Source organism: Bradyrhizobium sp. Cp5.3 (genome assembly GCF_000426265.1).
Lineage (GTDB): Bacteria > Pseudomonadota > Alphaproteobacteria > Rhizobiales > Xanthobacteraceae > Bradyrhizobium > Bradyrhizobium neotropicale.
Genome location: NZ_AUFA01000002.1, coordinates 55,522 through 70,029, shown reverse-complemented (window position 1 = coordinate 70,029; position 14,508 = coordinate 55,522). Strand labels below are relative to the sequence as shown.

At 62.8% G+C, this 14,508-nt stretch carries 10 protein-coding genes and 1 pseudogene; 2 read left to right on the top strand and 9 right to left on the bottom strand.

Annotated elements, in window-relative coordinates:
- Window positions 1-103: 103 nt before the first annotated feature.
- The 4 genes and pseudogenes from K289_RS53020 to K289_RS0103390 form a co-directional block, all read right to left on the bottom strand.
- Window positions 104-1,387 carry a TRAP transporter large permease subunit gene (locus tag K289_RS53020; protein WP_027550184.1) on the bottom strand — a complete coding sequence of 428 codons (1,284 nt, stop codon included), beginning with the start codon at window positions 1,385-1,387 and terminating at the stop codon, window positions 104-106.
- Window positions 1,388-1,609: 222 nt separating this feature from the next.
- A pseudogene (locus tag K289_RS53015) lies at window positions 1,610-1,966 on the bottom strand (TRAP transporter small permease); the annotation flags it as partial.
- 265 nt (window positions 1,967-2,231) lie between these two features.
- Window positions 2,232-3,233, bottom strand: a complete 1,002-nt coding sequence (locus K289_RS0103395; protein ID WP_027550183.1) for a DctP family TRAP transporter solute-binding subunit — start codon at window positions 3,231-3,233, stop codon at window positions 2,232-2,234.
- A gap of 196 nt (window positions 3,234-3,429) precedes the next feature.
- Window positions 3,430-4,200, bottom strand: coding sequence for a methyltransferase domain-containing protein (locus tag K289_RS0103390; RefSeq protein WP_027550182.1), 771 nt, complete (start codon window positions 4,198-4,200; stop codon window positions 3,430-3,432).
- Between the two features lie 143 nt (window positions 4,201-4,343).
- Here K289_RS0103390 and K289_RS0103385 point away from each other — a divergent pair, with 143 nt between their 5' ends.
- Window positions 4,344-5,087 carry an SDR family NAD(P)-dependent oxidoreductase gene (locus K289_RS0103385; RefSeq protein ID WP_027550181.1) on the top strand — a complete coding sequence of 248 codons (744 nt, stop codon included), beginning with the start codon at window positions 4,344-4,346 and terminating at the stop codon, window positions 5,085-5,087.
- Window positions 5,088-5,667: 580 nt separating this feature from the next.
- Window positions 5,668-6,159, top strand: a complete 492-nt coding sequence (locus K289_RS0103380; protein ID WP_027550180.1) for a DUF3617 family protein — start codon at window positions 5,668-5,670, stop codon at window positions 6,157-6,159.
- Between the two features lie 266 nt (window positions 6,160-6,425).
- On the opposite strand, the gene K289_RS0103375 is transcribed toward K289_RS0103380, so the two are convergent.
- The 5 genes from K289_RS0103375 to K289_RS0103355 all read right to left on the bottom strand — a co-directional run bounded on the left by K289_RS0103375 (window position 6,426) and on the right by K289_RS0103355 (window position 14,426).
- Entirely contained in the window at window positions 6,426-8,390 is a 1,965-nt protein-coding gene (locus tag K289_RS0103375) for a sigma-54-dependent Fis family transcriptional regulator (RefSeq protein ID WP_027550179.1), read from the bottom strand.
- A gap of 201 nt (window positions 8,391-8,591) precedes the next feature.
- The gene (locus K289_RS0103370) at window positions 8,592-9,785 is read right to left on the bottom strand and encodes a serine hydrolase (RefSeq protein WP_027550178.1); all 1,194 of its coding nucleotides are present in this window, start codon (window positions 9,783-9,785) and stop codon (window positions 8,592-8,594) included.
- A gap of 67 nt (window positions 9,786-9,852) precedes the next feature.
- Window positions 9,853-11,487, bottom strand: coding sequence for an NAD(P)/FAD-dependent oxidoreductase (locus K289_RS0103365; RefSeq protein ID WP_027550177.1), 1,635 nt, complete (start codon window positions 11,485-11,487; stop codon window positions 9,853-9,855).
- A 465-nt stretch (window positions 11,488-11,952) separates the two neighbouring features.
- Window positions 11,953-12,921, bottom strand: coding sequence for an MBL fold metallo-hydrolase (locus tag K289_RS0103360; RefSeq protein ID WP_027550176.1), 969 nt, complete (start codon window positions 12,919-12,921; stop codon window positions 11,953-11,955).
- A gap of 443 nt (window positions 12,922-13,364) precedes the next feature.
- Complete coding sequence (locus K289_RS0103355) at window positions 13,365-14,426, bottom strand: isocitrate/isopropylmalate dehydrogenase family protein (RefSeq protein ID WP_027550175.1); 1,062 nt, start codon at window positions 14,424-14,426, stop codon at window positions 13,365-13,367.
- Window positions 14,427-14,508 lie beyond the last annotated feature (82 nt).

The following is a 14,508-nucleotide window of genomic DNA, read 5'->3' as shown; positions in this document are numbered from 1 at the left end:
CGAGGGGCATCCGCGGAGAGAGCCCCCTCACCCGGCTTCGCGTTCCGCGAAGCCACCCTCTCCCACAGGGGGAGAAGGTGCAGAGTCTACGCGACTCCGCGCCCTACATCATGCCGAGCACGCGCGGCAGCCACAGTGTCAGCTCGGGCCAGTAGGTCACGACGATGAGGAAGCCGAGCATGGTGATCAGCCATGGCATCACGGCCCCCGCCAGATCGGTGATCCGCATTCGCGCGATCATCGATGCGACGTAGAGGTTCAACCCGACAGGGGGATGGCAGAGGCCGACCTCCATGTTGACGTCGATGACGATGCCGAAATGCACGAGGTCGATGCCGAGCTTCTTCGCCGCCGGAGCCAGGATCGGCGCCATGATCAGGATGATCGAGTTGGGCTCCATGAAGTTCCCGGCGAGCAGCAGCAGCACGTTGACCAGCGCCAGGAAGCCGACCCAGCCGAGGTTCTGCGCCGTGATCCAGTCGGCGAGCGTCGCCGGCAGGTTCTCGTTGGAGAGTACGAAGGAGAACAGCACCGCGTTGGTGACGATGTAGAGCAGCATCGCGCTGGTGTTGGCGGCGCGCAGCAGCACCCGCGGCACGTCCTTCATCCCGATCGCCTTGTAGACGAACACCGAGATGAAGAATGAGTAGACCGCGGCCATCGCCGCGGCCTCGGTCGCGGTGAACAGGCCGCTATAGATGCCGCCGATGATGATGACGACCAGCATCAATCCCCAGATGCTCTCGCGGAAGGTGCGCGCCGTCTCGCCCCAGCTTGCCTTGGGCAAGCGCGGATAGTCGCGCTTGCGCGCCAGCCACCAAGTCACGATGCACAGCATCGTGGTGAGCAGCATGCCGGGCAGAAGGCCCGCGACGAACAGCGCGCCGATCGAGGTGTTGGTGGAGACCGCGTACACGATCTTCGGGATCGAGGGCAGCATCAGGATGCCGAGCGAGCCGGCGACGGTGATGATGCCGGCGCCGAAGCGCATGGGGTAGCCGTGCCGGACCATTTCCGGCAGCACGATCGCGCCGATCGCGGCAACCGTCGCAACGCTCGAGCCGCAAACCAGCGCGAACATGGCGCAGGCGACGATGCCGGCGAGGCCGAGGCCGCCATGCCAGTGGCCGATCAGCGAGGTCGCGAAGTTGATCATGCGCCGCGCGACGCCGCCATGGGTCAGGAAATTGCCCGCCAGGATGAAGAACGGGATCGCCATGATCTCGAAGCTCTCGATGCCCGTGAAGAGCTTCATCGAGACCGCCTCGATCGGCACCGTCGTCAGCGTGAACAGGAACGTCATCACGGTGAGGCCGAGCGCGATCGAGACAGGGATGCCGGTCAGCATCAGGGCGATCAGCAGCGCGAAGACGGTCGCGGCGCGCATCCAGTGCGGCAGCGCGATCACGCCGGACTTTTCGGCGAGGCAGAGCATGAAGATCAGGATAGGCGCGAGAATCAGGATCACGCCGAGCGGCGAGACCTTTCGTGCCGCAGCCCTTGTCGCGGCGCCGGCGGGCTGCGGATGCAGCGCGGGCGAGCCGTCGGCCTCCACGCCCTCGACATGGGTCTCGTCGTGATGCGGCAGCTCGCCGGTCCGGAAGTAGGACCAGGCGACCTGGAGGAAGCGGTAGCACATCAGGCCGGAGCCGAGCGGGATCGCGAGATAGACGATCCACATCGGTGCTTCCAGGTCGTTCGACTGCTGTCCGGTGTGGAACATCTCGCCGACGAAGGAGACGCCGAAGGCGGCGATCATGCCGGTGAAGATCGCGCCGCAGAGCAGTGCGAACAGGATCACCTGCTTGCGGGAATATTCGGGGAGACGGTTGACGAGCAGATCGACGCCGACATGGATGCCGGTGCGCACGCCATAGGCCGCGCCGAACTTCGCCATCCAGATGAACATGTAGATGCAGAGTTCCTGCGCCCAGGACAGGTCGAGCTCGGACAGGAAGGTGAACACGGCTTTCGACAACGCCGCGAGCCAGGTCAGCCCGTGCGCAGTGGCCCATCTCGAAAGCGCGATCGACTCGCCGGCGCCGTAGCGGTGCACCACCGCAACGAAGATCAGGCCCGTTGCAGCCGCAATGAGCGTCGCGATCAACCACTCCTCGAGGTGATCGAGCGCACGATTTAGCACGCGAAGCAAATGAAGTCCCCCTGTCAGAGCGAAACGGCCGGGAGTGCGCTCACTCCCGACCGTTCTTGTTGTTCTACGCCAGGCCGCGTCAGTTCATCTTGACGTCGAGTTCCTTGGCGACGAGATCGAGCACCTCCTGCCCGACCCGGCCCTTGGCCCACTTGTAAGTCGGCTGCATCGCGTCCTGCCACGCCTTGCGGTCGGCGTCAGTCAGATAATGCAGCGTGGTCTTGCCCGACTTCTTGATCTCGGCCAGCGCGTCCTCGTTCTCCTTGCGCGCGATCGAGTTGGTGTAGTCGGTCGCCTCCGCCATCGCCTTGTCGAGCTGGGCGCGAATGTCCGGCGGCAGGCCGGCCCAGAATTTCGAGTTGACGATGACCGCATATTGCAGGTGCGCATGGTAGGACACGGTGATGTCCTTCTGCACCTCGTAGAACTTTTGCGTCAGATAATTGGAGGCGGTGTTCTCACAGCCGTCGACCACGCCGGTCTGCAAGGCCTGGTAGACTTCGGAGAACGCCATGATCTGCGGGATCGAACCCATCAGGCGGAAATACTGGTCGGCGATCTTCGAGCCGGAGATGCGGAACTTCAGGCCCTGGAAATCGGAAGGCTTCGTCAGCGGACGATTCGAGGAGACCATGTGGAAGCCGTTGTCCCAGTAAGCGAGGCCCGTGATGCCCTTGGCCTCGAGCTTCTGAAACAGCCACTTGCCGACCGTGCCCTTCATTGCACTGGCGTAGGTCTCGTCGTCCTTGAACAGCCAGGGCAGGTCGAGCGCCTCGAATTCCTTGACGCCGAGGGGCGCGAATTTCGCGGTCGAGGGCGCAAGCATCTGCACCGAGCCGAGCTGCAGCGCCTCGATCTCCTCCTTGTCCTTGTAGAGCGAGGAGTTCGGATAGACCTCGATCTTGACCTTGCCGTCGGTGTACTTCTCGGCGAGCTCCTTGAACTTCAGAGCGCCCTTCCCCTTCGGGGTGTCATTGGCAACGACGTGACTGAACTTGATGACGATGGGGCTCTGCGCCAGGACGGCGGCAGGAGCCAAGGCGAGCGCGGCCGCCGCGACCGCGAGAAGCAGTTTGCGCATAGTTCCTCCCAACAACCTCAAAACCGGTTCTTTTTTTGTTTTCCGGCTTCAGTAGTGGCAGCAATCCGCCACCCGAACAACTAGACCTAAGCCCAATTTGCCGCAGCGATGCCATCTTGACGGAAGTTGTATACGCAACGCAGCGCCTGCTCCAGCCCCGTGGAGCGAGCGCTTATGTCGCATCGCGGCAGCGCAATTAACCCTTGCGCTGGGCCACCATGAAGAGGCGCCGGAACGGAAACAGCGTCTGCCCCGCCGCATTCTTCGGATAGGCCTTCGCTACACGCTCGCCATAGGCCGCCTCGAAGGCGGCCTTCTCTTCGCCCTGCAACACGTCGAGGTAACGCGTCAGCCAGGTCCCCTTGGTCCACTCCTTCACGGGATTGTCGCCTTCGAGCACCTGGAGATACTCGGTCTCCCAGATGTCGATATTAGCCGACAGCGGAGCGAGAAGATCGTGATAGAAGGCCGGCCCTTCGACCGGCGGCGGGGTCACGAGATGCTCGACCTTGGACCGCCAGGGACCATTCAGAGCGGTCTCGCCGATCAGCACATGCGAGGGCGCAGTAAAGTTGCGCGGCATCTGCACCGCAAGCATGCCGCCCGGCGTGACCTTCTCCATCACCGATGGAAAGAGTGCCGCATGATTGGGCAGCCAGTGCAGTGCGGCATTGGAATAGATCAGGTCGTACTGCCTGCTCGGATGCCAGTGTCCGAGATCCTCATGGGACCAAAGCACATCCGGGGCCGCCTTGCGGCCGGCGGTAACCATCTCGGCCGAGCCCTCGACGCCGGTGACGGTTGCGCCCGGCCAGCGCTCCTTGATCAGCTTGGTCACATTGCCGGCCCCGGCGCCGAGGTCGGCGATCTCGCGCACGGCAAAATCCGGAATCCGCATCAACAGGTCGATCGCGGGCCGCAAGCGGTGACCGGAGAACTTCAGATATTGCTGCGGATCCCAGACCATCGCTTCACGAGCCTTTTCTTTTTCGTGTTTCCTTCACTGTCGCTCTTCGTTACCACTGCTCGTCCCGATCGGGCAAATCGCACGTCGGGACAGGGCTGGAAACGAACGACAACAAGCAAGAAGCAACCAAGAGAGCATTGACCATGGATCTCGGGCTCAAGTCGAAAACCGCCGTCGTGACCGGCGCAAGCATCGGCATCGGACGCGCCATCGCCAAGGGATTGGCTGCAGAAGGCGTGCGCATCGTGGCAGTGGCGCGGCGCGCGGACCTGCTCGCCCAGCTGGTGCAGGAGGTCGGTGGCGGGCTCATCACCCCGTTCGAGCAGGACGTGATGGCGAAGGACGCGGCGGAGCGGATCGCGGCCTTCGCGGTGAAGGAGCTCGGCCATGTCGATATCCTCGTCAACAACGCCGGCGGCAGTCGCCCGCTGCCGGTCGACGCACCCGACAGCAAATGGGACGAGGCGATCGCGCTGAACTTCACCAGCTACCGCCGCATCGCGCATGCCCTTCTGCCGCAGATGGTCGAGCGTAAATGGGGCCGCATCATCAACATCACCGGCAAGTCCGAGCCGGAAGGGCTGAACGCCGCGTTCGCGGCCAAGGCCGCCGTGCACGCCTGGGCCAAGGGCCTGTCGCGCGAGATCGGCAAGGACGGCATCACCATCAACTGCATCCCGCCCGGCCGCATCATGAGCGAGCAGATCCGCCGCAACTATGCACCGGATTATCGCGAGCGGTTTGCCGAAGAGGAGATCCCGGTTGGCTATTGGGGCGAGCCGGAAGACCTCGCGGCGCTCGCAGTGTTTCTGGCCTCGCCGGTAGCGCGGTACATCACGGGCACGGTGATCCCGGTGGACGGCGGTTTGAAACGGTATCAGTTCTAGGGCGAGGATCCCTGAATTCGATCAGCCCGAAAAAGCATGTCACGTCCGCTCTGCTCGGAAGCGGACAGCGTCGACCTCTGCGCGTGCTTGTCTGGGTGCCGTCAGGTTATTGGATCACCCTGCGCGCGGAGAAGCCGCCTCGTCGGCGGCTTCCTTCATCCATCGCTTTATTGCCATTGCACGATGACTAGTCTTTTGGCGCACGATTGTGGCAGCGCTGAAATCTGAGCACAGGGTTCGTGAGTTGGTCAGGCGGCGACGCGAGCCGTAGCGGCCAGCGCTGGTCCAGTGAAATGCCGCGAATGTCGGTGCCTCAAGCAACGAATATAGCGGCAGCCAAAACAGGTTGGCTCCAAGCGCATGGGCACCTACGGAGTACCCCATTAGATCCAGTGTTGGCGGTGGAGGCATCGAGTACGATTTATCGTGCCGCTATGCCCTGACCAATGAGCACTCTTGGTGCTGCTTCGGTCATTGGCGGACCGCCCTTGAATCACGACCGCCAGCCTCAAAGATGGCTCCGGTACGCCCCCCGCTTGGCCGATGATGGAGTGCATATTCTTTTCTTGGGAGCAGTGTGATGCACCGAGTGGTTTCCCAGGAAGACAAGCCTGCCCTGATTCTTCGCTGCGCCGTACTGGCAACGGGTGCAGTTTGCGCGCTGCTTGCAGCCAAGTCCCCGAGCTCGGCCGATGATCGCCCGGCCGTTCGTGCAGGGTTGTGGAAATTCGAGCGGACGCTTGAGACCGACGGCAAGGCGACGGATCGGGTGCTGACCAGCGGATTGCTATACGCCCGGCAAATCACCCGTTGCGTCAACCCGACCAGAGCACTTCAAGCGGAAACCGCGCTGCCGCTTTGCAAGATCAGGGATCTTCGTAAGAGAGACGACAATTACGAGTTCCAGAAGGTCTGCGGAGGCGGCGCGCCGGTCAAAACCACTATCGATATAAAGAGCGATAGCGATTACACGATGATCAATGAAGGGCGGATTGGAGCCATAGCGAGCAGGGAAATCATCGAAGCGCGCAGGTTGGCCGATTGCAACCCAAAGGGCGAAGTTCTTCAATAGGGTCACGCAAGGTCGTCGGGTGTCATTCAATCCCGCGGCGTGACGCTTCCCGATCTCTTGCAGGCTTCGCTAACTCTTCGAAGGCTCCGCCGCTTTCGAGCAGCGCACGTTTGAGCCCGGTTCGAGCGGCTCTTCGGCGCAACGACGGCGTCGAAGCGCTCGCGCTCGCGCTTGCGCTCGCAGCACGAACGCGTGGTCCGGCGAGCGAGATCACGACGCCAGGCGTGACCAGCATCTCGCCATTGCCCCGCTCCATGTTGCGAAGCTCAACGCACCGAGCCTGCGGAGCTCGGGTCAACGCGGATGCTGTAACGATGCAGCTTCGCATAGACGGTGCTTTTGGCGAGACCGAGCGCTGCCGCCGTCGCCGTGACGTTGCCGTTACACGACCGCAGCGTGCGGGATATCAAGTCACGTTCGGCGGACTCGGCCAGGGACAGACCTGGCTCGCGCGAGTGTTCTGTCCGCAGGATGGTATCAGGTAGATCCAACGGCTCGATCGGGTCGCCGCTGCTGGTCAGCAGCAGGTTCTCGACCAGATTGCGCAGCTCGCGGACGTTGCCGGGCCAATCATAGTGGCGCAGACACTCGAGCACTTCCGGCGCAAAACGGCGACCTGCAAGACCGTAGCGCGATTTTGCCTGCGCGACGAATTGATCGACCAGCAGCGGAATGTCGTCGCGGCGCTCCCGCAGCGGCGGAATGATGACGGGCACGACAGCCAGCCGGTAGTACAGATCCTTGCGGAAGCGCTGCGCGTCCACCTCGGCTTGCAGATCGCGATTGGTCGCGGCGACGAGGCGGAAGTCCACCTTGCGCGCGGCAGTCTCGCCGATCCTGCTGATCTCGCCATTCTCCAGAGCGCGCAACAACATGGGCTGGAGATCGGGCGGCAATTCGCCGATTTCGTCGAGGAACAGGGTGCCGCGGGACGCAGCCTCGATCTTTCCGGCCATGCCGCCGCGCCGCGCGCCGGTGAACGCGCCGTCGACATAGCCGAACAGCTCGCTCGCCAGCAGCTCGCGCGAGACGGAGCCACAGTTCACGACAACCAACGGGCCGCTCCGGCGCGGGGACGCAGAATGAATGGCTTGAGCGAAAACCTCCTTGCCGACACCGGTCTCACCAAGCAGCAGGACAGGAGCTGCGGTCGTGCCGACACGACGGCATTTTTCGACGACAGCGTGCATCTTGGGGTCAGTATGGATGATGTTGGTAAAGGCCCTGGCATCACCTTGCGCCGGCGGCGAAACGGATCTGCTCGAAACCGCTGGCTTCGGCGCCACCATGACCGTTCCCAGATGTTCGCCCTGATACGCCACCGGCCTCAGCCATTCCTCCTTGATCCAGGCCGGCCGCAAGTTGTTCCAGGGCCGATCGTCGCTGCTCCCAAGGAGCGGAAAACTCGACTGGCTGTGCGGCGCGCCAAGGTCGCGCAAAATCTGCGCCATCTCGCCGTTGGCCTTGAAGGGCCGTCCGGCACTGTCGAACAGCACCGCGTGATGTCGATCCGAAGGAGGCAGCATCCAGAAGCATTGGTCGAGAAGCCGATAGCGGGCGTCCAGCTCCATCTGGAGCAACTGGGCCTCGATGCGCGCAGCCGCCGAAATCGCCAACGCGAGAGCCTGCCGTCCGTAGGAATCGGACAGCCCGGAAATATCGATGGCTCCGATCACGGCGCCATCGATGGGATCGCGGATGACCGAGGCCGAGCAGGTCCAGCGCTGGATCCCTGAGCAGAAATGTTCGGTGGCATGCACCTGGATGGCCTGGCCGGTTTCCAGCGCCGTGCCGATCGCGTTGGTGCCGCAGGTCGTCTCGCTCCAATTGCTGCCGGGCAACAGGTGTGTCTTCTCCACGGCATTACGCAGCGCGAGCTTGGTATCGCCTTCCAGGCGCAACACGATGCCGTCGACATCGGTCAAGACCATGACCGTGCCGGTCTCGCGCATGTAGTCGCGCGCCAGGGCCATTGTCGAGGCGCCGGCGTGGACCAGGCGGGTGCGCTTGTCGAGCAGGCAGTGCAGCCGTTCGTCGTTCATCGGCATCGGAGCTTGGCTGCGTCGGTAGTCCACGGCCGATTTCTGGCTCCGCAGCCAGGAATCGTTGATTGCGGGCCGAACGACCCGGCCGCCGGCGCCGGTCCCGGACAGGAAGTGCTCCCAGCTCGTCAGGACGTCGCGTTCAATACCTGGATTCGCAAAGGCTTCCTCTGGCGTCTGCCCCAACACGCTTCCTCCTTTGACGCGCTGAGCGGTCCAAGATCTTCTTGTTGTTGGGGGACCCCGAGCTTTATCGGCCGATTTTGAGATCATTCCATGCCAACGCGCAACTGACAATCGGATCGCGGCGCAACTTTGGCGCGCCTCCGGCCGCACTGCGAAAGCCGCGAAGCCGAAAGGCGCGACAAATGTCCTGACCTGCCTGGTCGCCTACGCTGCCTTGCGGCGGTGCAGGGTGTCATAGAAGGCCGTCTCGAAGCGCATATACCCGGTGAACGAAGCCGGATCGCCAAACGGCAGGATCTGGGTTGCCCAATAGCCGCCGAAGCCGTTCTGCCGGTCGATCCAGTAGAACAGGTTTGCGAGGCCAGCCCAGCCGAGCGCTCCGGCCGGCCGGCCCGTCGGGGCCTCCTCGTCATTGACCATGAACGTGAACGACCAGGATTTCGACTGGCCCGGGAAGAACTCGGCATCGTTGGAGAGCGACTTGATCACCCCCGGCAACGCCGTGACCTTGAGATCGCCGAGATGGTTCTTTTCCGCCATCCTCACCGTCTCTGCCTTGAGCACCCGGCCGTGCGGGCCGTTCCCGTCGTTCAACCACATCCGAATGAAGCGCATATAGTCGCCGACCGTGCTGTAGAGGCCATGTCCCCCCATATGGACCTCCGGATTTGACGGCAGTTCGAAGTCCATCGGCGAGAGGGAGCCGTCGGCGTTGCGGGCGTGCACGCCGGCGAGCTTGCTGCGCACCGTGTCGTTGATCTCGAAGGTCGTGCTCGCCATGCCGAGCGGCTTGAAGATGCGTTCGGCGAAGACCTCGCCGAGCCGTTTGCCGGTGATGCCCTCCACGACCTGCCCGACCCAATCGATGTTCGTGCCGTACTCCCATTTCGAACCGGGATCGAAAAGAAGCGGCGTCATGATCGCAGCCTTCGACGAGGTGATCACGCTCGGCTGTCCGTGGTCGGTCGCCAGGCGCAGATAGTTCTCGTTGAAGAAGTCGTAGCCGAAGCCGCCGGTGTGCAGCAGCAGCATGCTTGTCGTCACGTCGCGCTTCGGCGCGCGAAGCTTCGGCTGGCCGTTGGCGTCGAAGCCGTCGATCACCTGCAGCTTGCCGATGTCGGGCGCATATCTCTTCGCGGGAGCGTCGAGGTCAAGCCGGCCCTCTTCGATCAGTTGAAGAGCGGCGGTGCCGGTGATCGCCTTGGTGGTCGAGAAGATCGCAAAGCTCGAATCCGTCGTCATCGCCTCCGGCTTGTCGGTCCGACGCTTGCCCGCGGCGCCTTCGTAGATATTGCCGTTGCGATCCGTCACCATGGCGACGACGCCCGGGACGCCCGGCCCCGTCGTGACGGTCTCGTTGAGGATTGCGTCGGCGTCTACAGCAAATTCACTGCACATGTGTTTCCTCCGTCGAATTTTGGGGATGCGAAAAGCAAGGGCCGCGCTCCCGCGACCCTTGTGTCGTTCACTGCTTGGCAAAGCCGGGATAGGCCGAAGAGGCGACCTCGTCGCACTTCTGGCGATAGGTGCCGACGCCGCCGATATAGGAGAGCAGACGGCGCGGCTTGCCCTCGACATTCGAGCCCATGTACCAGGAGTTCGTCTTGGTCACGAGAGTCGTGTTCGCGATCTCGTCGTGGTGCGCGACCCAGGCGTCCTGTGTCTCCTTCGTGGGCTCGATGACGCTCAACTGGTTCTTCTTCAGATACGCGATACAATCGCTGATCCACTCGACCTGCTGCTGAAGGCATGTCGTCATGTTGCAGAGCGCCGTCGACGGTGCCAGCGGCGCGCCGGTCGTGAAGAGGTTCGGGTAGCCGTGGACCTGAAGCCCCATCGTGGTCCTGATGTCGCGGCTCCACTCGTCCTTCAGCGAGCGGCCGTCGCGGCCACGGATGTCGATGCGCGTCAATGCGCCCGAGCCGGCGTCGAAGCCGGTCGCAAGGATGATCACATCCAGCCCATACGATGTTCCATCGGTGAGCTCGATACCCTGGGGAGTGATCCGCTTGATCGGGTTGTTCTTGACGCTGACCAGCTCGACGTTCGCCTGGTGAAACGCCTCCAGATAGTTGGTCTCGAGCGGGACCCGATGCGTGCCGAAGCCGTAGTCGGTCGGGATCAGCGCCTCGCAGAGCTTGGGGTCCTTCAGGCGCGCGCGCATCTTCTTGCGGACGAACTCGGAGATCTCCTCGCTGACATCCTCCTCGAAGAACATCTCGACGAATGAGGCGAGCCACAGCCGCAGCGAGCCTTCGTCCCAGATCCTCTCCAGAACGGCATGACGCTGGTCCGCCGTGAGATCCTTCCAATTGCCGTTGGTGAAGTCGTATTCGAAGCCGGTGAACGAGTGGGGCAGCGTTTTGCGGAATTCCTCGAACCGCGCCTTGTAGGCCTCGACCTCCTTCGGACCGTATTTCGGGTTCTTCATCGGAATGATGTATTGCGGCGTGCGCACGAACACCTTCAGGCTGCCGACCTCGCCGGCGATGGTCTGGATCACCTGAATGCCCGTGGCGCCGTTGCCGACCACGGCGACGCGCTTGCCGGCGAGATCGAGCTTCTCCTTCGGATAGCGGCCGGTATGGACGAGGACGCCCTTGAACCTGTCCTGTCCGGGAAACACCGACGTCAGCGGCGCGGACAGCATCCCGCAGCAGGTGATCAGGAACTGCGCGTCGATGGTGTCTCCCTTGTCGGTCGTGATCGTCCAGCGCTGCGTCGCCTCGTTGAAGACGGCACTCGTGATCGTCGTGCTGAACCGGATATCCTTGCGCAGATCGAGCTTGTCGGCGACGTAGTTGAGCCACCTTTCGATCTCCGGCTGGCCGGGGAAACGCTCGCTCCAGCTCCAGCCTTTGTAGAGCTGCTCCGAGAACAGGTACTGGTAGATGTAGGCCTCGGAGTCGAAGCGCGCTCCCGGATAGCGATTCCAGTACCAGGTGCCGCCGACGCCCGTGGCGGTATCCACGGCTTTGACCTTGAGGCCATGCTCATCGCGCAGCTTGTAGAGCTGGTAGAGGCCCGCAACTCCCGTGCCGATCACCACTGCGTCCAGGCTTTCGTGCTTGCGCGCGCCGTTGCCGTTGTACTCACTCATGCATTCCCTCCCAATGTCAGACTTTGTTCTGCTCCCCGCCGTAAGGCGCGCGAGAGCAAGGGGAGAAACGCAGATTGCGTGCCAGATCGGATTCCTGGATTTAAGCGCTTGCAGTCATTGAAGTGTTGGCCACGGGAGCCCATTTCCGTCCGTTCGAAATCCGAACGGGACACGTGCGGCCAGACCGAATTTCGATCGCCAAGCGCCGAACGGGGGAACGCTACGAACTCGATGTCGCCCCCGCGACCAATCCTGGATCTTGCGGTGCAATAGCTCCGCCGGCTCTCTCGGGTGGCGAACAGCAGACGTTAGCGATCACGCGCGGGCGGATGGGCGATCCAGCGCCATTTTGATCATCGGCGCCCGGACTGTCGCCAGTGCTTACCTGTCAGCTCTTCATGGCGTTGAAGAAGCTGAAGCTGGCGGGATGGACCATTCTTCTGGTCGAGGAGAACGTCGGCAAGCTCAACAGCCGCCGGTACACTTGCCGTCTGCGTCGAACTCCATGGTCTTCCCGCTTAACGGCAGATAGACCGGTACATGGACCCCAGCCTTGAAGGCCGCCGTCTTCGTATTGGGCAGCAATTTACCGTCTTTGGTCGCCGCTTCATTCGCATGAGAGGCAATGACCGCAGTCGGCTGCACCAGTTCATTGATCACGAAGGCCGCCTGCGCCGGTCCGGTCGTGAACACGTCGCCTATATTCAAGACGGCAAGCTTGGCCTGAAATCCACGCCGCACAACGAGTTCTTGATCCGCTATCACGCCGGTATCCCCTGAGAGATAGACGGTGAGTCCGTTGGAAAAGCGAAGCACGTAGCCGCCCGGAGGTCCAACGTAGGCGGTCAAGCCGTTTGTCTGCATCTCCTTGGCGAGATCGCCGGTGAGAAAGGCCGGACTGACACCGTTGCTATGCGCCGCCGGCACGCTCCAAATGGAGACGCCGCCAAGCTTGTTCATGGCGCCAAAGCGGAGCGTGACAACTTGCGCCTTATCGCCGCCGGCTGCCGGAATCCTCGTCCCGAACCAGCTGTTCATCTCGCCGCCCACGAAGAACTTCGCCTTCTTCGCGACTACGATCTTCTCCGTGTTCGAGCTTGGCGTATCCTTGACGTCGAATTCCGGTTGACCACATTCGCCCGCATTTGCTGTTGCCGAATGGATGTCGCCCAGATGATCGCCATGGACGTGGCTCAGCAACACACCGTCGATCTTTCCCAGCCGCGGGTCGTCAGGTCCGCGTACAGTGCGCCCTGCATCGTAGAGAATTCGCGTGCCGTCGGGGTCTTCGAAGATCAGGGCGCGGTCGAGCGCGCAGAACTCTCCGTCGTGGCTCCCAAGCGGCGTGACCTTCACGCCGGCCGACAGGGCGGAGTGAGCGGTTGAGCCGATCAAGGCGACTATTGCAGCTAGAAGCAAGGCTGTACGTGTCATGATTGTCCCTCCAGATTTGATCGGAGGCAATCACCGCCCGTCGGTCTGGTTCCAACGACAGGTACAGATTCAACCATAAGCCACCATGAGGGCACTGAACGAGAGACCATGTGCAGTTCGCATATCCGCGGCGGATGTCGGCCTTGCATTTGCGAGCTGTCATCGACGCCCGCCAGCAAAATATCCGCATTGGGCGAAGTACAGGAGTTGCCTGCGAAAGTCTGCCCCCTCCCTGGAAGCGGACGTCGCACATCCATGAACGCACGACCTGCTCTTCTCCCCCGATCGGCGCCACGATAGCATCGTGCTGGTGTTTTGCCCGACGTGTCAACTCGTCGTCGCGCAGCTCAAAAACCGCCGGCCGGCCAAGGCCATTTCTACTTTGCATGGGGTTGTTTTCGATTTTTTGTTCTGAGCCCCCCTGGGCGGGGCGAGGAAGCAGCTCACTTCGCCTGCAATATCTCCGCAATCGCCGCACCCGCCGCGATCGTGCCGAGCTTGCCGCCCACATCGCGCGTCGCCCGCCCCTCCGCGATCGCCTTTGCCACCGCGGCCTCGATCGCGCTTGCCGCCTCCTCATAGCGCCCAGCTCCGCTCCTCTCGCCGTGCCAGGCCAGCAGCAGCGCGGTCGACAGGATCAGCGACACCGGATTGGCGATGTCCTGCCCGGCAATGTCGGGCGCCGAGCCATGCGCCGCCTGCGCCATGGCATGGCGGTCGCCGACATTGAGCGAGCCGCCGAGACCGAGGCTGCCTGACAATTCCGCGGTCAGGTCCGAAAGAATGTCGCCGAACATGTTGGTGGCGACCACGACGTCGAAGCGCTCGGGGTTGCGCACGACATGCGCCATCATGGCGTCAACCAGGATGTCGTCGACCGCAAGGCCCGGATAGGTGCTCGCCGCCTCGCGGCAGATGTCCAGAAACATCCCGTCGCCGATCTTGAGCACATTGGCCTTGTGCACGATGGTGAGATGCTTGCGCCGCTTCATCGCCAGACGGCAGGCCGCGTGCGCGATGCGCTCGCAGCACAACCGCGTGATCCGGCGCAGCGAGATTGCGACATCGGGCGTGACCAGCATCTCGCCATTGCCCTGCTCCATGTTGCGGTCGGCATAAAACCCTTCGGTGTTCTCGCGCACTACGACGAGGTCGAACTCGCCGAGCCGGCCGGGCCTGCCGGGATAGGTGCGCGCCGGCCTGACATTGGCGAAGAGGTCGAGGCTCTTGCGGAAATATCGTGACGGATTGATCTCGCCGCGCGCCTCGTCCTTGAAGTCGAAGGTCGCGGTGGGACCGAGGATCAGGCCATCGGCCGCGCGCACCACATCGAGAAGCCCGGGTTGCACGGTCGTGCCGAACTGCTTGAGGCTGGCATGACCGATGGGATGCTCCTCCAGCCTCAGATTGAGCTGGAAGCGTTCGGACGCCACGCGCAGCACGCCCGTGGTAGCAGCAGTGATCTCGGGTCCAATGCCGTCACCCGGCAGCACGGCAATTTGCATCGATCATCCCCTAAGGTCCGCCCGGGCGATCATACGCCATGGCGCGCGATCATCGCCCGATCTTCGCGCATACACCGCATGC